We start from the raw sequence: 20,658 nt of genomic DNA, 5'->3' as shown, positions 1-20,658 counted from the left end.
TTGATTCCTTTTCTAATCTACAAAAGTCACGTGACATATTTATAAGATATGGCAGGTGGTTAGGATGTCATTCTTTGTTTGTGTACTCAATAAAAAAGTCAGCAATAAAATTGCTGACTTCAACGTAGTTCTCGAAGGTTATCTAGTACATATACACTAGAAGCACTTTCGTTTTACCTGCCCAATAAATGGAATAAGGAAGATAAAGCGCCCAACATAAAACAACGTAAATGCTAACCACAAACCGTGATTCCCCCAAGACTGCACAGCAAAAAACTGTACCACCAAGAACAACACCAGCGTAATGAAACTCGAATTTCTCACAGGGCGAGTGGTTCCCGTTCCGGTAAAAATACCGTAGAAGGTTAAGCCGTAGCCCGCTACCAATGGGAACACCAATAACCACGGACTCATCGATAAGTAAATCTCGATCAGTTCTGGCAGTGAGGTGAAAATCATGACGACTTGATGTTTAAACATCACGGTAAGCACTGTCATCACGATAATGAATGCCGTTGTCCACTGCGTGTTTAACTTAATGACATTATCAAGCAAGCTTGGATTTTTCTGCCCTATCGCTTTACCCGCAAATACGCTCGATGCATTCGCAATACCATCAAACATGTAGCTAATGATAAAGGTCACTTGCATTAAGATTGCGTTTGTCGCCAATACGTCCGAACCTAATTGAGAGCCCACGCGTGCCATCATGTTGAAAAACACAAGGATACAAACTGTGCGCAACAGCAAGTCCATATTCGATGACACGATGACCTTAAAATCTTTAGACGAGATTTTAAGTGAGCGCGCATGTTCCCACAGCGAAAACTGACAAGTATGGAACACAAAGTAGAGACCGATAGCGAACGTGGTGATCTGAGCGATTAAGGTCGCAATGGCAACACCTGCAATCCCCATATCAAGATACATAACAAACACGATATCGAGCACTATGTTCAGCACATTACCGACCACTTGAGTAAACAAGGTCGCTTTAGCTTTCGCCTGCCCCATTAACCAACCAATGATTGTGTAGTTAATCAGAACAAAAGGCGCACCAAAGATCATAATATTGAAGTATATCTTGGCGTTAGCACCTACCGCGGCTTCCGGCTCAATAAGCCACTCCGCACCTTGCCAAATCAATGACTGCAACAGGATAAAAACAACGCCAACACATAACGCGAGTAACAGTGGTCGAATTAAACTGCTTGCCTGCTCTGCATGGTTGTTTCGTCCCAATGCAATCGCACTTTGCCCTGTTGTGCTTACACGGAAAAAACCGAATAACCAATACAGGGTATTCATGATAACAGCGCCAATCGCCACACCACCAATAAGCTCAGCAACGCCAAGCTTACCAATCACGGCGGTGTCTACAGCGCCCAATAGAGGTTGAGTGACTGTAGAAACGATAAATGGGAACGCTATTTTAAAGTAATCTTGATGAGTCAGTTTCATTGTTGGTCAAACTCAGTTTCAAACGGTATTTCTAGATAACTAGCCGCTTCTAACAAACTCTTGGTGTAAGGATCACGTACGTGTTTCAGAATTCGCATATCATCGACTTGCTCGACGATTTGGCCGTCTTTGAAAAACATCAAACGATCACAAAGAAAACTCGCGACAGCAATATCGTGAGTGATAAACAAATACGAAATCTGACGCTCTTGTTTGAGTTTTTGTAAGAGGTCGAGAACTTGTACCTGAACGGAGACATCTAACGAGCTCACCGCTTCATCAAGCAAGATAAACTTAGGGTTCGGCGCTACCGCTCTGGCAATACACACACGCTGTAATTGTCCGCCACTGAGTTGATGGGGATATCGATCAAGCATGCCTGCATCTAAGCCAACCTCTTCAAGTAGCAGAACCAAATGGGACTCTCGCTCTGCCTTACCGACTTTTTCGTTAATCAGAGGCTCATTGATGATCTCTCGAATCGTCAGTCGCGGGTTTACCGAGGTGTTGTAATCTTGGAATACCACACTCATCACTTGGTGCATGGGTAGGTTCGAAATGGCGTTGCCAAGTACCACCTCGCCACTGTCAGCTGCTTCTAGACCAAGTATGACTTTCCCTAGTGTACTTTTACCACTGCCCGATTCGCCAACCACGCCGACACATTCACCTTCATTAACTGTGATAGAGACGCCATTGAGTACGTTTTGGTAGCTAGGGAATAACCAACTATCGTCGTTTTTGAATGCCTTAGTGACGTTCTTTACTTCAATCAACATTAGCGGCTCTCCATGACAGATTTAAATCGATTTACTAATGCCATACGAGTATCCACTAAGTAACGCGTGTGTTTGCTTTCTGGTTGAGTGAACACCTTGCGAGTAGCACCGTACTCAACCACTTTGCCTTGGTTCATAACCATAACGTTGTCTGCGATATGAGACACCAAACTCAGGTCGTGGCTAACGAAAATCAAACTGGTACCAAACTGCTCTCGTACAAACTGCAGTTCCTTAACCACTTCACGCTGCGAGATATAATCAATCGCCGTTGTGGGCTCATCAGCAATAATCAACTTGGGTTTCAGTACCAACGCCAGTGCCACCATAATTCGTTGCAGCATGCCTCCACTAAGTTCATGGGGGTACTTCTTAATTAAATCTCGGACTGATTTCAGGTTAACCCGAGTCAGCACATCGCAGAATAGGTCAACAGCCTCTTTAGTGCTCATTGACTGGTGTTGCTTTATTGTTTCCACGGCTTGATTGCCAATAGTGAACAGTGGATTGAAAGCCGTCATCGGGCTTTGCATGATCATCGAGATTTTCTCCCCCCTTAATTGACGACGCTGCTTCTGCGGCATATCAAATAGATTCTCGCCTTCAAACAACGCATGACCCGAAATAGAGAAAGAGTCGTTCAACAACCCGTTAATCGCATTGCATGTCAGGCTTTTACCACTACCTGATTCACCCAAAATCCCCAAACATTGGTCTTCTTTGAGTGTAAAGCTCACATCAGAGACTAGCTCTCTGTGTGTCGGTTTATGTAGCGCGACGCTAAGATTTTTAACTTCTAACATCATCTTTGCTCCGTTCTTGGATCTAATACATCACGTAAAGAGTCGCCAAGTAAGTTACAACACGCCACCACTACCATGATTGCGATCCCAGGGATGACCATCTGTTCAGGGTTAGAGAAGAGAACTTCTTTAGCATCACTCAACATTGCTCCCCACTCTGCCGTTGGCGGCTGTACGCCTAAGCCAAGAAAGGACAGTGTTGAGATGCTCAATATAATCCAACCTAAATCTAGAGTCGCAAGAATGATGACCTCCGCAGCGATGTTCGGTGCTAAGTGCTTACGAAAGATAAAACTTTGAGGTGTCTTAACCGTTCGTGAGTACAGGATGTAGTTTTGGTGATTAAACGCAATCACGGAGCTTCGAACAATACGCACATACCATGCGATTTTCGCAATAAAGTTCGCAATGATGATGTTGAAAATACCCGGCCCCATAATGCCCACAATACTCAAAACAATAATTTCATACGGGAATGACAACATCACTTCACAACCACGCATGATCAATGAATCGACCTTGCCTCGCATGTAGCCAGAAACCACACCAATAAAGCCGCCGACGACTGCCGTAATAACCATGGTTAGTAGCGAGTAATACAGCGTAGTACGAATACCAAACAACAAACGAGAATAGATGCATCGACCCAAATGGTCAGTACCGAGTGGGTACTCCATCGACATCGGCATCATAGAGTTAATCACATCCGCCAAGTTAGGATCGTGCGGCGCAAGGTAAGGCGCAAAAGCCCCCATCAAGCAGATAGCCGTTAAGATAAACAGGCAAACAACAACGGTCTTATTGGAAAGTAGACGTCTTATCATGAGTTCTTCGCTCCTGACTTGAGACGGGGATCGACCACCGTGTGTAAAATATCAATCAGCAAATTAGAGACCACAAACAAGCTGCCCATCACCAAGATATAAGCTTGGATAATTGGGTAATCACGATTGAAAATTGCAGCCAACGCAAGTCGGCCTAGGCCAGGTATCGCGAATATACTTTCGATAACAACGGTACCCGCAATCAAACGAACGATGCCTATACCTAGCGCTGTCATTGAGGTTTGCAGTGAGTTTTTAAGAAGATGCTTCCAAACGACACTGTGCTCTGAAATGCCACGAGCGCGCGCGTAATTCACATAGTTGTGATTCATTGAATCCAACATGGAGTTACGGATAAGACGAATGTAGGTAGCAACGTAAGCCATACACAGAGTGACTGACGGTAATATGAAATGGCTGAAAGTGGTCGCACCGCTGCTTGGCAACCAATATAGATTGATTGAAAACACCCAAATAAGAATGAAGGCCAACCAGAAGTTAGGCATTGCGGTACTGGCGAAAATGAATACTCGGACAATTCGATCAAACCAATGATCTTTATACACGGCGCTGAGCACACCCATCGGGATACTGACACATACCAACAAGATGAGTGATAACCCTGCAAGTTTCAGCGTATATGGAAAGCTTCGTGCAAGTTCTTCAGAAACCAGTCGATTGGTATTGGTGTACGAGATACCAAAGTCGCCTTGTACAGACGATACTAGCCAATCGGTATAACGGACTAAAAACGGACGGTCTAACCCAAGCTCTAAGCGAATTTCTTCAATGGCTTCAGGGCTCGGTGTCGTGTCATTGACACGCAGTGCCACTTCAGCAGGATCTGCTGGAATAATATTAACTAAGGCGAACGCGATAAAAGAGACAAAAAACAGTGTCACACTCGCACTCAGTAATCGCTTTAGGATGTATTTAGCCATTCGGTTACTTTCTTAATGTAAAACAGTAAGCAAAAAGACTGACACCCCCAAAAGAGTGCCAGTCAATAAGCTAGTCAGTGGTAAAGGAAACAGACAAGGATTATCTATTTCTTACTTTACAGACATACGTTGTAGCGGGATTTCAAACTGCGATGGGTTGAAACCAACGCCTTCTACACGCTTGTTGAATACCGCACGGTTTTGCTCGTAGCTGATCGGAATGTAGATCGCTTGCTCGTGCAGTGTTTTCAGAACATACGTGTAGTGTTCTTGACGCTTGGTCTCATCAATGGCTTCCAACGCTTCTAAGATGTGGTTATCAATCTCAGCCTTTTGTGGAATGCCTTGTTGCGCAGCGTAATCGCCATATACTGGTTTACGCATACCACCAAGGAACGATTGAGGATCGTAAGGTGTACCCCAAGAAATATTGAACGATAGATCAAACTCACCTTGTTTCAGGCGGTCGCGGTGCGCTTGTTCTTCTTCACCAACGATGTTCATCTTCAGGCCAACCTTCGACCATTCACTTTGTAAGTACTGTGCGATGGTACGCTCTACGACCTTGTCACTGTCGTAAGAAAGCGTAATTTCAAATGGTTTGCCGTCTAATTTACGAGTCTTACCATCCTTCTTCCAACCTGCTTCATCCAACAGTTTTTCAGCTTGAGCAACGTCATATTGGTATGGCGTCAATTCGATATCAGCGTAAGGGACATTCTTCGCAAGCAAAGTATCTGCCGGCTTTTCTAAGCCCAACATGATGCGGTCTGCGATGATTGATTTGTTAGTTAGGTGACTCAGAGCCTGACGAACACGAGTATCACTTAGGTTCTCGCTGGTCGAGTTCAAAATCAACATACGTGTCGATACTGGCTCAGATAGCTCAGTGCCAAAACGCGGATCTTTTTCAAACTGTTTGTATGACTGCGCGCTCACCAGTTGCAGGCCGTAAACCATATCGATTTCACCACTGCGTAGTGAAAGCAGACGCGATTGATTGTCTGGAATTACTTTTGCCACAATCTTGTCGACTTGTGGTTGTTCACCCCAGTAGCTTTCGTTGCGTTCGAACGTCGCACGTTGATCAACCACGTTATCAGTCAGAACATAACTGCCGGTACCTACGTAACAGCTCGCACCATTCTTGGTTGTTCCGTCTTTAAAACATTCAGGAGAAAGGAAACGAAACGGACGCGTTACACCAAGCTCAACAAGGAACGGGTAGTAAGATTCAGCAAACTCAACTTGAACCGTGTGGCTGTCCACAACTGTCACACTCTCTTTGCCTGTCTTTTCAATTTCCACCATCAAGCGGATAGACTCCAGCCATGTGTGACGGTTCGCGTTATCCAATAATGCATCGAAGTTCGCTTTCACGACATTAGCATCAAACGGCTTACCATCAGAGAACGTGACGTCATCACGTAATTTGAATGTATAAGTTTTACCATCCTCAGAAGTGCTCCAGCTTTTTGCAAGCCAAGGTTCAAGAACACCGTTTTCACCAAGATGCACCAACCCTTCAAAAATAAGGTTTTGTGCAAAGATCTCACCACCGTAAAGGTGTGGGTTTAGGTCACGGATATCACGATAGTTCGCAAAAGTAAGTGTACTCTCCTCAGCAAACGCGCTTTGGACGGGAATAACAGCAGAAGCAGCAACGGCTACAGTAGCGATAAGTTTTTTAAACGGCATAAACAAACCTTAATGGTAATGATAATTATTATGATTTACTGGCTAAATAGTACTATAACGATAAATATCATCAAGAGTTAGCGACATATTCATTTTTCTTATTGTTTGTTTCAACAATAAGAATGATGTTGAAAAGCGGGCTGTGAAGATCGTTCAATCTACTAAGCGTGCGTATGACAGTAAGAGGTGTGTACCTCCCTTCTTTGCCAACAGCACATTAGTGTCCGTTGCCACACGCAATCATTTAGCCAATTGGTAGCCTATAGACGCGTACGCAAACAGGATTAAGAGTTAACGATATTCAGGGGTTAAGCGAATGGAGGTGAACGTGTACGAGGCAGTTCGGATAGAGAAAGTGATACCGCAAAGCGCGTTAACTTTTGATAAGTAGGCGCTTGAGTCTTAGTTGTGGTGGGGAAACTGCTGCTATGAACGGCACTTTGCACCGCGTCATAAATACCGCACTGATGCTGCGCATGTACCTCTTCTCCCATTTCCAATTCGTGCACGATCGACGATATATTCAAGCTTAAAGGAAGCATGAATAACGACAAAATCAACAATGTGCGTTTCGCAGTGCGAGAGAAAAGGTTCAGAGTTTAGGCCCTATCGAGGTAATGCTAAGGAGACTACCACCGATAAACATGCCATTTATGTATCTAGATCAAAGTAATATCACTAATCGAAATCATTCTCATCACTATATAAAATGAGAGCAATGACAAACCAAAATCAGCGTAAATGCTTCTAATTATTTATAAATTAGTGATATGGGATAGAAGAGTATTCAAGCGAATACAGCAGGAGTTACTCGAAGACTAGATAGGTTTGACCATCTACAGAGATGCTTTTCACTTGTGTGTTAAACACAGACTCAAGTTGTTCTGGAGTCAACACTTGTGTCGCAGCACCAGAAGCTTCTAAAACGCCTTTATCGAGCAGCAACACCTGGTCGGCGTGTCTTAGGGTTCGGTTAAGATCGTGATTTGCCATGATCACGGCAATGCCCTTCTCTGCTACTCGTTCAATGAGCTTGTAGAGCAAGGCTTCTTGAGCAATATCCAATGGCGCCGCTGGCTCATCGAGAATTAACAACTTCGCGTATGGGTTAAGTGTCGGCCAAATTTGCAAACACATGCCCGCTAAGCGAACGCGTTGCCACTCACCGCCAGACAAAGCTTGAATAGAACGATGAAGCTTATCCGCAATGTCGAGCATCTGGCTGATTTCTTCCAAAGCAGCGTTGATTTCAGTATCAAGGCCTTGTGAAGAACTTGGCAGAGACAACGCAAGGTATTGGAACACTTCTAAGTTGAAAGCAGGTCTTGCGCTTTGACATAAATAGGCACGATGCAGTGACAAGTCTTGCAGCGACAGCTTTGATAAGTCTTGCTCATCAAGCTTTATATCGCCCTTGTAACCATCACCAATACCCGAAATGGCCTCAAGTAAGGTACTTTTGCCACTGCCATTGGGACCGATAACGTGAGTCACCTGCCCTTGCTTGAGCTCAAATGAGAGTGGTAATAAACGAGCGCCGACGCTCAGGCTCTTAATTTGAATCATGATTTTTAATTAACATCCAAATGAAGATAGGCGCACCGATACTTGTGGTCATCACACCCAAAGGTAATTCTGCAGAATCCAATAAAGTACGCGCGCAAATATCAGCAAACACCAACAATGCAGCACCCGCAACCGCAGACAAAGGAAGCAAGTATTTGTTGTCAGTACCAATCGCTAAACGAAGTAAGTGTGGCACAACCAAGCCCACAAAACTGATTACGCCGCCTAATGCCACGGCACAACCGACCAAAATAGACACAGCGAAGATTAAGCGCCAACGTAACTTAGGCACATTCACGCCCAGCTGCGCAGCGTGTGTCTCCCCTATCATCATTTTGTCTAACTTACTGCCTTGCAAACACAACCAAATAATCACCGGAATCATGACTAACGTGAGCGAGTGTTGATACCAAGTAACGCCACCTAAGCTACCCATTAGCCAGTACATCAATAATCGAAGGCTGAGATCGTCACTGAAATAGAATGCCCATGTCACCATCGCGCCAGAAAGAATGCCTAACGCAACCCCCACCAGCAGCAGTTTGGCTGTGGTCAGTCGCATCGCTTTTACCATGCTTACCAGAATCACGGTGAAACAGAGCGAACCTAAAACGGCAGCAATCATAAAGAGTTCTGGAGTCGGAGCAAACGGCAAGAAGAACAGCACAATCACCATAGCTAGGCTTGCACCGCCAGAAATGCCGAGCACACCTGGCTCTGCCAATACGTTACCTAATAACACTTGTAAACTTGCGCCAGATACCGCTAGCCCTGCCCCGATAGCAATAGCGGCTAATAATCGAGGTAAGCGTAAATCAATCAGTAGTTTTTGTTCTAACGTGGACAAGGTGCCCAGAGGGGAAATGAAGAGATCGCCAACCATTAGGTAAATTGCACTCAGCGCGACAAGCAGTGCTGCCATCAGATAAATGGCTCTCGTCCATTTGCGCTGTTTTTGGTGAAGAAGTTGTTGGAAATCCATATCAAGCTACTTTGAAAATGTTCGCGTAACCTTACCTGTATCCCCAAATAAACTCAAGGCTCACACCGTAATGTGAACCTTGATATTTCAACCAGTTGAGCGGTTGTTTTCGTCGTTTAAACCCGAGTCGATATTAATCGTACACAAGCTGACCATGGTCGAATCGCGTTTCAACTTCACACACCATTAAAGCCGCTCGCTGACCAATCGCCACATTACGATTTGGGAACACCACCGCTTCGTTTTCATTCTTCGCCATTAACGGTTTATCACCATCGTGGCCGAATACTTCACCGTGCTTGAACGCGGTAAAGTTCTCTACAGAATCTGAGAACATGAAATCGAAATCATCATGCAAACGAACAATGGTTCGGCTCACGCGATAAGTAATGGTTCGTTTCGGTAAATGCTCTGGTTCAACTTCAGCAATCAAGTTACGCATCGCCAAGTCAAAAGCTGTTAGCTTATCAAGTTGGTTCTCACCAATTCTCGCAACCTGCCCTAGCTCCATTGTCAGTGCTTGTGCCTCGAAGTTTTCAGCGCTGTACCAACTGAATGTGCTGGTTGGCGCATTTGACAACAACACTGCTTCAACGTGTGCACTGTTGATGAAATCAAACAACTCTTTGCTGCGGACTTCATGGCGAACCTTAGGACTCACTGCGAACGAGTAATGCTTAGATAAACGGATTGCACAGTGCAGATCTAGATGCCAACGAGTGGCAGGTTCCGTTTCTTTGTAAAACTCAGTCACCAAGAACTTCAAGTTCTTCGCGATATCCACTTCTCGATTGCTCTCGTACTGCTTTTCATCAAACAGGCGATTCATGTTCACATCAAGAAAACGAGTATGTGCGTTGGTGGCTTCTGGGTGAGCGATGATAAACAAGCATCTCGCGTTTACTACTTGGAAGCCTGTTTCAATATCCTCAATGAGCTTATCGATAAGCTCCATTGGTGAAGTTTCGTCGCCATGAACACCGGTTGAAAAAATGATGTTCTTGGTTTCAGAATTAAAATCCGCGGGAATCACTTCCAAGACACCGCGTTGATGAAGCTTAATTTGAACACCGTTACTCAGTACGGTCTGTCCTGCAAACACTTCTTGCTCAAGATCTAGGCTGTCAAAAAGAAATGATTGGCGAAAGAGGGTCTTCGTCATGCGCTACTCCTTAATTGCACGGCCGTATGTTAATAAATTGTACATAGAAATTGTGTTGCTAGGATCGCACTTATCAACAGAAACTCCGTTATCACTCACAAATACTACCCATATATTTTTATATTACCTGCTGACTTTACTAACCGACATCTGTTCCAAATAACTTTCTCTATTTAAAGAGACTTTTGGTTGTTTCGGCTTTTCTCAGGTTATGCCAGCAAGATAAGAGCCACGTAAGCTAACACAGCTCTTACCTGCCATGAACAGATTGAGATCAATTAATCTTCCTGATCGAGCAATCTTTCAAATTCATCGATTTGAACTTTGACCATGTCGATGCTTTGTTGCCAGAAATCAGCCTGAGTCAGGTCCATTCCCAAGTGTTTTTGAACCACTTCTTCCGCCATCATGCTACCCGTATCACGAAGCAATGAAACGTAATCGCCGTAGAACTGCTCGCCTTTCGCATCACGTTGCGCGTAAACACCTTTGCTGAACAGATAACCGAATAAGTATGGGTAGTTGTAGAAGCTCACCTGAGAAATACTGAAGTGCAATTTGCTCGCCCAGAAGTAAGGATCAGCTTCTGTCATTGCATCGCCGTACCACTCTTTCCAAGTGCTTTCCATTAAGTCACACAATTGCTGAGCCGTCAGTTCACCTTTCTCACGCTGCTCGTAGAACGCTTTTTCAAATTCAAAACGTACTGGAATGTTCACCATCAAAGCGAGTGAAGAAGACAGCTCTTCCCACAGCATTTCAAGTTTCTCATTACGTGTCTGAGCTTGTGTTAACAAGTGATCACGAACGATGTTTTCAGCAAAAATAGAAGCTGTTTCTGCAAGCGTCATTGGGTAGCGAGTCTTACACAACGGCATGTCTTTCATTACCCAGTTGTGGAACGCGTGGCCCAGCTCGTGTGCCAGTGTCATTAAGTCAGAGCGGCTACCACTCCATGTCATGAACACAAGCGGCGTGCGTGTCGCAGCAAACTTAGTACAGTAAGCACCTAAACGCTTGTTGGCTGCTGGTGCTGCATCAATCCAACCATTCTCAACCATCAAAGCAACAAAGTCAGCCATCTCTGGGCTCACTTCTGCGAAAGCGGTTTTGATCACTTCAATCGCTTCATCAAATGGATAAATCTTAGATTCGCTGTCACCTAATGGCGGCATCGCAGCTAAGTGGTTCCAAGGCTTCATTTCATCTAAGCCGTGAACTCTTGCCATCAATAGACCCGCTTTCTGACCTACTGTGCGATTAGCTTTCGCCACCGACATCATAGTGTCTAGCGTTTCAGGCACAATTCGGCTGCCGTGCAAGCTTGGATCTAAGAAATGCACATCTGCGATTTTCGAACGCTTTTTATTTTCAGTCAGACGCCAACCTGCAAGCGCATTTAGAATCGAAGCAAATGACTCTTGGTGTGTCTTCATTGCACCTTGAACCGCGCGCCATGCAGGCTCTTGTTTGTCGAATTCGCTACCGTACAACAAGCTCGCCGCTTGCGAGAAACCAAGCGTTTCTTCTTCACCATCAAGTTTTAGCGACAGTTTCAAAGAGCCAGTTAGGTTGTCGTATAAACGACCCCATGCGTCGCGGCCATCTACTTTCATGGCTGCTAAAAGCTGTTCTTCGGCAACACTGAGTCGGCTGCTTGATAACTTACGTGAGCTTTCAATCGCGAAGCGTTGGCCCGCAACATCGGCACTCTCGTGTTCTAAAACCGCATCAATAAACTCTGGTTCAGCGTGAATTAACGTGTCTTCATAAGGGCTAAACGCTTGAGACATTTCAGAGTTAAGCTTTGCGACACGTCCAAGCAGCGCTTTGGCTTCTGTGTGGGTCGCGTCGACCGATGCGTGGCAGTTAGCAAAGGTATTGATAGTGCTCAGTAGCGTGCCTGCCGCTTCTGAGGTCTGGATTGCGTTTTGCATTGCCAGAATGATGTGACGCTTTTCAACATGCAGGTACAAGAGTTCGATACACTGTTGAATGAGTTCGATGTCTTGTTCGATTTTTGCATCATCAAGATCGCGATAAGCAATGCTTAGATCCCAACTCGGTGTTGTCATGACTAAATTCCTTTCACGTAGGTAGTAGTGCCAATCTGGCACAGCGGTTATAGACACCGCTTTATACTTCTAATACTTTTTCTATTTACAGATCTAATTAGATGTTAATTCTTAAAACTGTATTTTTTGAACACTCAGAGAACAGGCAGCCCTATCGCTTTGACGCTGATAAAGCTCTGCGCAAACTGAGTGACTTGAATATGAGTTATTGATGCATTCTCTATCGATAACTTCGAGTACAAGCTCGGATTTTTCCAATCAATATCAAGGCAATGCGCCAATAACATTCGAATTACGCCACCATGAGTAACCAGCAATAGATTGTCACTTGGGTTATTCAAAAGTTGCGACCAAGCTTGAGTTACTCTGTCGTGGAAGCCCTGTAAACTTTCTGCACCAGTCAGCTGATGATTTGCAGGGTCTTGCCAAAAAGTGTCTAGCATCGCCCACTTATCTTCAAGCTCATCAAACGCGATGCCGTCCACTTCACCAAAGTTCATTTCTTGAAATTTTGGTGCAACTGATAAAGGTATAGACACGCGCTCTGAATAAAGGCTCGCTAGGTCACTGCAGCGTCTTAATGGCGAGGTAACCACACCATCAAAAGCCACATTGTGCTGCACCAAGGCTTCGCATATTTGCTGTTGAAGTTCTGGATTCACCAATACGTCAGATACACCGTTTAGCGCCGCCTTCCCTTCCACCTTACCGTGTCTTAGCAAATAGATATTTTTGGTTGTTCCATTGACCATGTATGTGACCTAGCCTTGAGCATCAAACGAATGATTTGAGGGTTTTAAATTCAACGGTAATCCTGCGGCGATCAGCGTAACTCGTTCGACAACACGAGCGAGCGCTTGGTTCATTCGCCCTGCATTGTCTACAAACAAGCGCGAAACCTTACCCAGAGGAACAACGCCTAAACCCACTTCATTAGAGACCATGATGATGTGTGCAGGGCTTTGCTCTACGCTTCTGACCAAAGCTTCAACTACAGCTTCGACTTGCTCATTGGTCGCTTCATCACCCAGTTCAAAGATAATGTTGTTGAGCCAGAGTGTTAGGCAATCAATCAATACGACATCATCTTGATTAAATGACTGCAATTTCGCTGCTAATTCAACGGGCACTTCATGCTCAATCCACTCTTTACCACGACGATCTTTATGATGAGCGATTCGCTCGCGCATTTCATCGTCTAAATAGGTGGCTGTCGCTATGTAATGCAAACGCCCATTTGAACATGCTTCAAGTGCACATAATGCTTGTTGTTCTGCAAAACTCGACTTACCCGAGCGCGCGCCGCCTAAAACAAGATGGCGATGACTCTGATACGCTTGATTGTTGGTTGTCATATGTTGCCTCTAATCCTGAATGCGTTACATCAAGCCGTTATAAAAAGCAGCGGCGAACACAACGTGAACCAGTAGTTCCATCAATTGTTGAGCCGCGCCCAAACAGTCACCAGTAAAGCCACCAATGCGTGCAATTAACCACTTTTTGAAGCCCATTCTAAACAGGTAAGCAATCACAGCTAAAACACACGTAAACGCCAATCCAAACCACAAGCTTGGTAACAGGCCAATCAACATGAGGAAGACTAGTTCACCCTTGGTTTGTTTGTTGGCTAAAGGCTTACTCTTGCTCGTGTCTAAATCGCTGACATAAGGCATGTCATAAATAAGGGATGCCGCAACCGCACGGCTAAAGGTGTAGCTCGTCACGATGACCATAAACAACCCAGCCATGCTGACGAGTTCATTGAGCAGAACCCACTTACCTAGCAACGCCATGATCAGCGCAGACGCACCGTATGTTCCTATGCGACTGTCTTTCATGATGGTCAAGCGACGTTCCAATGTCATGCCGCCACCGATGCCATCCGCCATGTCAGTTAAGCCATCTTCATGGAAAGCGCCGGTGAGCATTAAGCTAAAGCTCATCATCAAAAAGATGGCAATCGAACTTGGTAACACAGTATCAAGAAACAGAAACAAACCACCACACAAGGCGCCAAGCAACAAACCGACTGTTGAGAAATAACGACCAGAACGGTTCATACGCTCTTCTGAATAGGGCGTATTCTTTGGCATTGGCAAACGAGAAAAGAAGCCCATAGCCAACGAAAACAGCTCCCACTGATAAGCAGTGCGATCTTTCCAAGATCTTTGTGGCGTATCACTCATTAAACCGTGACTCCAGCGCTCTCGAAGCTCGCCATGTTGTTATAGAACTCAGCTGCCGCTCGGATGATTGGCATAGCTAAAGCTGCGCCCGTGCCCTCGCCTAATCTCAAGCCAAGGTCGAGCAACGGTTCAGCGTCTAGCAACTCTAATAAGATTTTGTGCCCTGACTCTTCAGAGCGATGCGCGAAGATCATGTAGTCACGGCAATTCGGTTCAATTAAGGTCGCGACATACGCAGCGACTGACACGATAAAACCATCGACCAATACTGGTGTTCTGTTTTGATAAGCACCAAGGAAAGCACCAACCATTTGAACGATCTCATAACCGCCGACTTGAGCCAAAATCGATTTAGGATCAAGTCCTTTGCAGCGAGCTACTCCCTGCTCAACCACCGCGACTTTTCGTGCGAACTGTTCGTTGTTGATACCAGTGCCTAGGCCAACACATTCAACTGCAGTGCGGTTTGCTAATGCACTTAAAATTGCTGATGCGCTGCTAGTATTGCCGATACCCATTTCACCAAACATGATGATATTTGTGCCATTCGAAATGGTTCTAGATACAAGCTCTGCGCCCAGTTCAATCCCACGTTCTACAGTTTCTAAACTCATTGCGGCTTCATTGGCAAAGTTATTGGTTCGTGTACCCAAACGCTGGGGGATCAATATTGGGCTATCAGATTCGACTGGTAACAATATTCCTGTGTCGACCACGGTAATATCGATGTTGCTCACTGCGCAAAAACAGTTAATCGCCGCGCCGTCGTTTAAAAAGTTCAATACCATCTGTTGTGTGACAGCACTCGGGGCAATACTCACACCTTCATCAGCAACCCCATGATCACCTGCAAAAATGATGATGCTCGGCTTGTTCAATTCGATATGTTCAACCGCAGACTCTTTACCTTGGCTTTGAATCAGAGCCAGTTGATGAGCAACCTTTTCCAGTAAACCAAGAGCGCCTAACGGCTTGGTTTTTTGGTCAATGCGATGTTGGATGTACTGCGAGTATTTTGTATCTAACATAATATTAGTGGCACTTAGATTGAGGAACGGGGTTTAACGATCTTATCCGCTGGAGCTAAATAGTTAACGCTTACTTAGGACGAGCGACAGAGAACACATTGGACAGCGTGGCGTATTCGCCTCCGCCCAGTCGAGATAAAGGATCAAGTGCTAGTGCATCAATCTTCAAGCGTTCGCTCTCTTTATCGATCACACCTTCAGAGATATACACCTGTTCAACTTGAGCAAAGACAAGGCTTTGCGGTACTTCACCGACTTCTTTAACTTCATACAATGTGCAACCAAAAGCCACAGCGCACTCCTTCACTCTAGGTAAAGAAAAACCTTCAAACTCAACCAACTCGATATTATTCGCGGTTACTTCAGACTCACCATGGTCGAGCGTGGCTGCTGTCGCCGTCATTACTTCTGCAGAACTGGCTGACGCGATGTGAATGACCAACTTACCCGTTTCTAGGACATTACGAGTGGTGTCTTTGATTTCGCCCGATGGCTTCTTCCCGACCGATAACATCAGTAGCGGCGGATTGCTGGAAACAGGCGTGAAATAAGAGAAAGGCGCTAGGTTATACTCTTGTTCTGAAGATTCCGTCAATGCCCACGCAATCGGGCGAGGAACGACGGTTTGTGTCATCAGGTGATAAATCTGAGTGGGAGCGAGAGTATCAAGCTTGAGGTTCATAGCACGTCCTTGGTCTATGTGAATTACGACTCAGTTTACGTGTTAAGCAAAGCTGTATCTATGCCTAAGTAACAGAAACCGCAGAGAGTGTTCTTAATTTAAACAGTTCCTGACCGTTTTTCTCAAATTGAGAATCAAAAAGACACGAGTTCAATTCCAAATCTCTTCTAAGACGAAAGATCAACAGCTTACGTTTTGGCATCGTTTATGCTTTATATAATGTAACTGACTAACCTCTCCTTAGTGAGTTAAGCAAAAAGCTTTTCAATCTCTCTCCATTGTTAAGTTAGAAACAAAGTAAGTTCAGTAAGACGTAACACAAAGTGATTGCCCTCACTTAGCAACAAATAGTCGACTACTAGTAAGAACAAAAGAAAGATTTAGGAGGTGTAATGATTCCAAATTCAAGTAAAAGAAAGCCAAATAAATCCGGTAAGAAAGCTAGCAAAAAGGTAAGGAAAATCCCACTGTCCTTTACCTGAAAAGTAACAAAGCAAATAACAAGCCCGTCGCCCAGCGGGCTTTGTTATGTTTGGAGCTAAATTAATACCGGACTCAGAACTCTACTCTCCAACCACACCATTAACGACCAAGTCTTAGCCCCTCATTTATCAAACTTTTATTCGCTTAAAATTCAAACACTGTTTATATTAAACAAGCACTTGCAAACGGGTTAAGGACAGCTATGAGCATTTCTGGAGACAAAACATCAGTTGTAGTGGCTGGTGCTACTGGGCTAATTGGTCGTCATGTGATGAGCCTACTCATCGATGAACCTGCGGTTGACCATATTTATGCCTTATCCCGCAGAGCAATAGATTCGCAGTTTCATTCCGACAAACTCCACACGCTCATTCACAGTGATCTGCAAGTCACCAGTTGGGACGATACCCAAGCCACACCCAATCTAGGGGTTATCTGTTTAGGTACGACCAAGAAAAAGGCTGGTTCGAAAGAAGCATTGCGTAAAGTCGATGTAGAGTTGGTCAGCCATGTAGCTCAATCGATGAAGTTTCTAGGGGTTCAACGTGTTGCGGTTGTGTCCAGTTACGGAGCGTCCGTCGATTCCTATTCGCACTACCTCAAGTGTAAAGGACAGATGGAGCAGAACTTAAAGCGTATCGGTTTTAAGCAACTGTTCATTGCACGTCCCGGGCCACTGGCTGGCGAGCGAGAAGAACCAAGAGCCGATGAAAAACTGCTTCAGAGCATCTTTCCTCTGCTGTCGCCATTTATGTTTGGCAAATTCAAAAACCTGCGCCCAATTCAGTCGAAAGACGTCGCACAGGTCATGTTGTTCCGATTGTTCGAAAATAATTTCCAAAATATCGAAATTTACTCGTCAAGCGACATGCTTAATTTATTGGCAAAATATCGCTAAAAAGCTCATCTATTCACCACAATGTTGGATATCCACTCATTCTATTCAGTGGATATTACCTATCGTTCTATTTAATTACTTTTCCTTATTTTACGTTTTGTTACAGGTCGCTACTGTAGCTAACAGTATTTGCGCCCATATATCTAAGCGCCCTATCGATTCAAAGAAATTCATAAGGAAAACAAATGTCATTTTCAGCTATCGCTGCCTTAGCGGTATTCACTGGTATCCTCTTCTTTCTCTACGGACAGCAGAAAAAAGAAAACACATTATCGCGCTTAGTTCTATTAGGTTTAGTTTTCGGTAGTGCTTTCGGCCTAGGTCTTCAGCTGCTATTTGGTGAAGGCAATCCTGTAATTAAAGAAACGCTAGATTGGGTAAACATTGTTGGTCGTGGTTACGTTGGCCTACTGAAAATGGTGATCATGCCATTAGTATTGGTTTCAATGATTGCTGCGGTAGTGAAGCTTGAAAAAGGTGGTTCACTGGGCAAAATCTCTGGCATCACAATCTCTGTATTGCTAGCAACCACAGCGATTTCTGCGATTGTCGGTATTGTTGTGACTCAAGCATTCGGCCTATCTGCTGAAGGTTTGACAGAAGGTGCGCGTGAAACAGCACGTATCGCAACGCTAGAAAGCCGTATTGGTACTGTTTCTGACCTAACAATTCCACAAATGTTGGTTAGCTTCATTCCAACCAACCCATTTGCAGACCTGACGGGCGCTCGCTCAACGTCTATCATCGCGGTTGTTATCTTTGGTGTGCTAACGGGTATTGCTGCACGTAAAGTAATGGCAGAGAAAGAAGAGCTAGAATCTCCAATTCGTACGTTTGTTGAAGCGGCTCAATCTATCGTGATGCGCTTAGTTAAGATGATCATGGCACTAACGCCATACGGCATCGCAGCATTAATGGCGAAAGTAGTAGCAACATCAAGCGCTTCTGACATCTTAAGCCTACTCGGTTTCATCGTCGCGTCTTACGTTGCAATTCTGTTGATGTTCGTTGTTCACGGTGTGTTGGTTTCTTTTGTTGGTGTAAACCCGAAAGAATACTTCCAAAAAATCTGGCCTGTTCTGACATTCGCTTTCACTTCGCGTAGTTCTGCAGCAACGATTCCACTGAACGTTGAAGCTCAAATCACGAAGCTAAACGTGCCACCAGCAATTGCTAACCTATCTGCCTCTTTCGGCGCAACAATTGGTCAAAACGGCTGTGCGGGCATCTACCCAGCAATGCTAGCAGTCATGGTTGCACCTACGGTTGGTATTGACCCAATGGACATCAACTTCATTCTGTCTCTGATTGCAATTATCACGGTTAGCTCTTTCGGTATCGCAGGTGTGGGTGGCGGTGCAACGTTCGCAGCACTTATCGTACTGCCAGCTATGGGCCTTCCTGTAACGATTGCAGCACTGCTTATCTCTATCGAGCCACTTATCGATATGGCCCGTACAGCACTTAACGTATCTGGTGCGATGACAGCCGGTACAATCACAAGTCACCTATTAGGTAAGAAAGACAAGCAACAAGATCTGGAACAAGCAAACGCTTAATTCTGAATCGAACAGCTCGACCAACAAAAAAACCGATGCATGTGCATCGGTTTTTTATTATCTCTTTTATGTCAGAGCCACTGTGTAAACAGTAGAACTTAAAGCACTAATCGAATCACTTTCTCAGCTAATGCTTCATCCTCATCTTCACTTAATCCGCTAATACCAATAGCGCCAATCACCTGCCCTTGATGTTCAATTGGAACACCACCTTTGAAGCCAGTGATCTTTGAATCCGTCCAGTAACTGAGGTCTTTCCCTGTTTCTCTTGCCCAAGCGCCTAAGTTACCACTCGGTTGTCTATCTCTAGCAGAGGTATAAGCCTTATTCTGAGCCAACAAACCCGCTTGCACGCTGACGTTGTCCATTCGGGAGAACGCCAGCAGTTCACCATGTGTATCACATACACTCACAGCGATGGCTTGGTCGTTGTGCCCTGCTATATCGAGTGCGCTGTACACAAGTTGCTGTACTATTTTTTGATTCAACATATTCATCCCCTATGGCAACGCCTGACCACGTGAGTACACGTATAAGTTGTACCACTCTTCACGAGTGAGATTAATCTGAGTCGCAACTGCAGATGCCTTAATTCGATCGAGATTAGTAGTGCCGATGACAGGCTGAATACCAGCAGGGTGACGAAGTAAAAACGCCAACACAATCGCTTCACTTTCTACGCCATATTGCTTGGCTAACTGCGCGACATAATGCGCGGTCTTTTTCACGTTCTCGTGCTCTGAATACAAGCCTTGTTCTGCAAAACGACCTTGTGCCAAACAGCCCCAAGCTTGCAATTGAATGCCCTTCATTTGGCAATGCTCAAGCGTGCCTGCAGCAAAATTAGATTGATGGTGCCCTTGCGAGTTAATCATCACGCCATCATTAAGCCAATCAAGCTTTACCAAGCTCATTTCAATTTGGTTCGCGACAATCGGCTGACCGAGCGCCGACTGTAAATACTGGATTTGGTGACTGTTCATGTTAGACACACCGAAGAAATCCACCTTGCCCTCCGCTTTCAGGTTCTCAAGCGTTCTTGCCATTTCATCCAATTCCATCAGCGGATCAGGCCGATGCAAAAGCAACACGTCGAGCTTTTCGGTATTCAGACGGTTCAGAATGCCTTCTACCGACTGGCTTACCCAATCTGCCGAGAAATCATAACGGCCAACGTTGCCTTCACCTTCAAAGCGAATACCACACTTGGATTGAATGAACATCTGGTCACGCAGTTCAGGTGCTTGTTGTAACGCTTGGCCAAAGGCTTGCTCTGCTTTACTGAAAGTATAAATATCAGCATGGTCAAACAGGTTGATTCCCGACTCCAGTGCTGTGTCGATTACGCTACGTGTTTGCGCTACATCAGCGGTCGTGACCGGGTTGTCGTTCCAGCCACCTCCAAGCCCCATGCATCCATAGGCGATTTGCCCAACACCCTCTAGATGGTTTGATAGTGGGATGTTCTTTTGATTATCGTTTTTGTTTGTTGAATCAATGCTGTTCGTCATACCTGATCTCGCTTAGAAGG

20 protein-coding genes are annotated in these 20,658 nt (G+C 45.0%); 2 read left to right on the top strand and 18 right to left on the bottom strand.

Annotated elements, in window-relative coordinates; translation table 11 throughout:
- Positions 1-156: 156 nt before the first annotated feature.
- The 16 genes from L1D37_RS09175 to L1D37_RS09100 all read right to left on the bottom strand — a co-directional run bounded on the left by L1D37_RS09175 (position 157) and on the right by L1D37_RS09100 (position 16,187).
- Positions 157-1,461, bottom strand: coding sequence for an MATE family efflux transporter (locus L1D37_RS09175; RefSeq protein WP_239847698.1), 1,305 nt, complete (start codon positions 1,459-1,461; stop codon positions 157-159).
- Positions 1,458-2,240 carry a dipeptide/oligopeptide/nickel ABC transporter ATP-binding protein gene (locus L1D37_RS09170; protein WP_239847697.1) on the bottom strand — a complete coding sequence of 261 codons (783 nt, stop codon included), beginning with the start codon at positions 2,238-2,240 and terminating at the stop codon, positions 1,458-1,460. Before L1D37_RS09170 ends, L1D37_RS09175 begins: the two co-directional genes overlap by 4 nt.
- The gene (locus L1D37_RS09165) at positions 2,240-3,046 is read right to left on the bottom strand and encodes an ABC transporter ATP-binding protein (protein WP_239847696.1); all 807 of its coding nucleotides are present in this window, start codon (positions 3,044-3,046) and stop codon (positions 2,240-2,242) included. Before L1D37_RS09165 ends, L1D37_RS09170 begins: the two co-directional genes overlap by 1 nt.
- Positions 3,043-3,867, bottom strand: coding sequence for a nickel/cobalt ABC transporter permease (gene opp1C / locus L1D37_RS09160; RefSeq protein ID WP_239847695.1), 825 nt, complete (start codon positions 3,865-3,867; stop codon positions 3,043-3,045). Before opp1C ends, L1D37_RS09165 begins: the two co-directional genes overlap by 4 nt.
- Positions 3,864-4,808, bottom strand: coding sequence for a nickel/cobalt ABC transporter permease (opp1B, locus tag L1D37_RS09155; protein ID WP_176681369.1), 945 nt, complete (start codon positions 4,806-4,808; stop codon positions 3,864-3,866). Before opp1B ends, opp1C begins: the two co-directional genes overlap by 4 nt.
- Positions 4,809-4,919: 111 nt before the next feature.
- Complete coding sequence (gene nikA / locus L1D37_RS09150; RefSeq protein ID WP_239847694.1) at positions 4,920-6,506, bottom strand: nickel ABC transporter substrate-binding protein; 1,587 nt, start codon at positions 6,504-6,506, stop codon at positions 4,920-4,922.
- Between the two features lie 308 nt (positions 6,507-6,814).
- Positions 6,815-7,102, bottom strand: coding sequence for a DUF2607 family protein (locus tag L1D37_RS09145; protein WP_275665484.1), 288 nt, complete (start codon positions 7,100-7,102; stop codon positions 6,815-6,817).
- Positions 7,103-7,313: 211 nt separating this feature from the next.
- Positions 7,314-8,072, bottom strand: a complete 759-nt coding sequence (gene btuD / locus L1D37_RS09140; protein WP_239847692.1) for a vitamin B12 ABC transporter ATP-binding protein BtuD — start codon at positions 8,070-8,072, stop codon at positions 7,314-7,316.
- A complete protein-coding gene (gene btuC, locus L1D37_RS09135; protein ID WP_102310939.1) occupies positions 8,059-9,054 on the bottom strand; it encodes a vitamin B12 ABC transporter permease BtuC in 996 nt (331 codons plus the stop codon). Before btuC ends, btuD begins: the two co-directional genes overlap by 14 nt.
- A gap of 133 nt (positions 9,055-9,187) precedes the next feature.
- Positions 9,188-10,216 carry a succinylglutamate desuccinylase gene (locus L1D37_RS09130; RefSeq protein WP_017059157.1) on the bottom strand — a complete coding sequence of 343 codons (1,029 nt, stop codon included), beginning with the start codon at positions 10,214-10,216 and terminating at the stop codon, positions 9,188-9,190.
- Positions 10,217-10,494: 278 nt separating this feature from the next.
- Positions 10,495-12,291 (bottom strand): M3 family oligoendopeptidase, encoded by a 1,797-nt coding sequence (locus L1D37_RS09125; RefSeq protein WP_239847816.1) that lies wholly within the window; start codon positions 12,289-12,291, stop codon positions 10,495-10,497.
- A gap of 134 nt (positions 12,292-12,425) precedes the next feature.
- On the bottom strand, positions 12,426-13,043 hold the full coding sequence (gene cobC, locus L1D37_RS09120; RefSeq protein ID WP_239847691.1) for an alpha-ribazole phosphatase family protein: 618 nt from the start codon (positions 13,041-13,043) through the stop codon (positions 12,426-12,428).
- Positions 13,044-13,052: 9 nt separating this feature from the next.
- Positions 13,053-13,646, bottom strand: a complete 594-nt coding sequence (gene cobU / locus L1D37_RS09115; RefSeq protein ID WP_239847690.1) for a bifunctional adenosylcobinamide kinase/adenosylcobinamide-phosphate guanylyltransferase — start codon at positions 13,644-13,646, stop codon at positions 13,053-13,055.
- A 24-nt stretch (positions 13,647-13,670) separates the two neighbouring features.
- On the bottom strand, positions 13,671-14,477 hold the full coding sequence (locus L1D37_RS09110; protein WP_239847689.1) for an adenosylcobinamide-GDP ribazoletransferase: 807 nt from the start codon (positions 14,475-14,477) through the stop codon (positions 13,671-13,673).
- Positions 14,477-15,505, bottom strand: a complete 1,029-nt coding sequence (cobT, locus tag L1D37_RS09105) for a nicotinate-nucleotide--dimethylbenzimidazole phosphoribosyltransferase (RefSeq protein WP_239847688.1) — start codon at positions 15,503-15,505, stop codon at positions 14,477-14,479. The genes L1D37_RS09110 and cobT overlap by 1 nt, the downstream gene beginning before the upstream one ends.
- Before the next feature lie 70 nt (positions 15,506-15,575).
- Positions 15,576-16,187 (bottom strand): flavin reductase family protein, encoded by a 612-nt coding sequence (locus L1D37_RS09100; RefSeq protein WP_239847687.1) that lies wholly within the window; start codon positions 16,185-16,187, stop codon positions 15,576-15,578.
- A gap of 685 nt (positions 16,188-16,872) precedes the next feature.
- Between L1D37_RS09100 and L1D37_RS09095 the strand changes: the two genes are divergently transcribed.
- On the top strand, positions 16,873-17,568 hold the full coding sequence (locus tag L1D37_RS09095; protein ID WP_239847686.1) for an NAD(P)H-binding protein: 696 nt from the start codon (positions 16,873-16,875) through the stop codon (positions 17,566-17,568).
- Positions 17,569-17,753: 185 nt separating this feature from the next.
- Positions 17,754-19,127 (top strand): L-cystine transporter, encoded by a 1,374-nt coding sequence (locus L1D37_RS09090; RefSeq protein ID WP_239847685.1) that lies wholly within the window; start codon positions 17,754-17,756, stop codon positions 19,125-19,127.
- A 98-nt stretch (positions 19,128-19,225) separates the two neighbouring features.
- On the opposite strand, the gene L1D37_RS09085 is transcribed toward L1D37_RS09090, so the two are convergent.
- Together L1D37_RS09085 and L1D37_RS09080 are read right to left on the bottom strand one after the other, a co-directional pair.
- Positions 19,226-19,618 carry a heme-binding protein gene (locus L1D37_RS09085; protein ID WP_239847684.1) on the bottom strand — a complete coding sequence of 131 codons (393 nt, stop codon included), beginning with the start codon at positions 19,616-19,618 and terminating at the stop codon, positions 19,226-19,228.
- Between the two features lie 9 nt (positions 19,619-19,627).
- Positions 19,628-20,638 (bottom strand): aldo/keto reductase, encoded by a 1,011-nt coding sequence (locus tag L1D37_RS09080; protein ID WP_239847683.1) that lies wholly within the window; start codon positions 20,636-20,638, stop codon positions 19,628-19,630.
- Between the last annotated feature and the right edge of the window lie 20 nt (positions 20,639-20,658).

The organism is Vibrio sp. Isolate33 (assembly GCF_022397895.1).
GTDB lineage: Bacteria > Pseudomonadota > Gammaproteobacteria > Enterobacterales > Vibrionaceae > Vibrio > Vibrio pomeroyi.
This window is presented reverse-complemented; position numbering and strand designations above follow the sequence as displayed.

Excerpts from the sequence above, each read along its gene's own strand:
- L1D37_RS09175 (WP_239847698.1), bottom strand. The coding sequence starts at position 1,461 with ATGAAACTGACTCATCAAGATTACTTTAAAATAGCGTTCCCATTTATC.
- L1D37_RS09170 (WP_239847697.1), bottom strand. The coding sequence starts at position 2,240 with ATGTTGATTGAAGTAAAGAACGTCACTAAGGCATTCAAAAACGACGAT.
- L1D37_RS09165 (WP_239847696.1), bottom strand. The coding sequence starts at position 3,046 with ATGATGTTAGAAGTTAAAAATCTTAGCGTCGCGCTACATAAACCGACA.
- opp1C (WP_239847695.1), bottom strand. The coding sequence starts at position 3,867 with ATGATAAGACGTCTACTTTCCAATAAGACCGTTGTTGTTTGCCTGTTT.
- opp1B (WP_176681369.1), bottom strand. The coding sequence starts at position 4,808 with ATGGCTAAATACATCCTAAAGCGATTACTGAGTGCGAGTGTGACACTG.
- nikA (WP_239847694.1), bottom strand. The coding sequence starts at position 6,506 with ATGCCGTTTAAAAAACTTATCGCTACTGTAGCCGTTGCTGCTTCTGCT.
- btuD (WP_239847692.1), bottom strand. The coding sequence starts at position 8,072 with ATGATTCAAATTAAGAGCCTGAGCGTCGGCGCTCGTTTATTACCACTC.
- btuC (WP_102310939.1), bottom strand. The coding sequence starts at position 9,054 with ATGGATTTCCAACAACTTCTTCACCAAAAACAGCGCAAATGGACGAGA.
- L1D37_RS09130 (WP_017059157.1), bottom strand. The coding sequence starts at position 10,216 with ATGACGAAGACCCTCTTTCGCCAATCATTTCTTTTTGACAGCCTAGAT.
- L1D37_RS09125 (WP_239847816.1), bottom strand. The coding sequence starts at position 12,291 with ATGACAACACCGAGTTGGGATCTAAGCATTGCTTATCGCGATCTTGAT.
- cobC (WP_239847691.1), bottom strand. The coding sequence starts at position 13,043 with ATGGTCAATGGAACAACCAAAAATATCTATTTGCTAAGACACGGTAAG.
- cobU (WP_239847690.1), bottom strand. The coding sequence starts at position 13,646 with ATGACAACCAACAATCAAGCGTATCAGAGTCATCGCCATCTTGTTTTA.
- L1D37_RS09110 (WP_239847689.1), bottom strand. The coding sequence starts at position 14,477 with ATGAGTGATACGCCACAAAGATCTTGGAAAGATCGCACTGCTTATCAG.
- cobT (WP_239847688.1), bottom strand. The coding sequence starts at position 15,505 with ATGTTAGATACAAAATACTCGCAGTACATCCAACATCGCATTGACCAA.
- L1D37_RS09100 (WP_239847687.1), bottom strand. The coding sequence starts at position 16,187 with ATGAACCTCAAGCTTGATACTCTCGCTCCCACTCAGATTTATCACCTG.
- L1D37_RS09095 (WP_239847686.1), top strand. The coding sequence starts at position 16,873 with ATGAGCATTTCTGGAGACAAAACATCAGTTGTAGTGGCTGGTGCTACT.
- L1D37_RS09090 (WP_239847685.1), top strand. The coding sequence starts at position 17,754 with ATGTCATTTTCAGCTATCGCTGCCTTAGCGGTATTCACTGGTATCCTC.
- L1D37_RS09085 (WP_239847684.1), bottom strand. The coding sequence starts at position 19,618 with ATGTTGAATCAAAAAATAGTACAGCAACTTGTGTACAGCGCACTCGAT.
- L1D37_RS09080 (WP_239847683.1), bottom strand. The coding sequence starts at position 20,638 with ATGACGAACAGCATTGATTCAACAAACAAAAACGATAATCAAAAGAAC.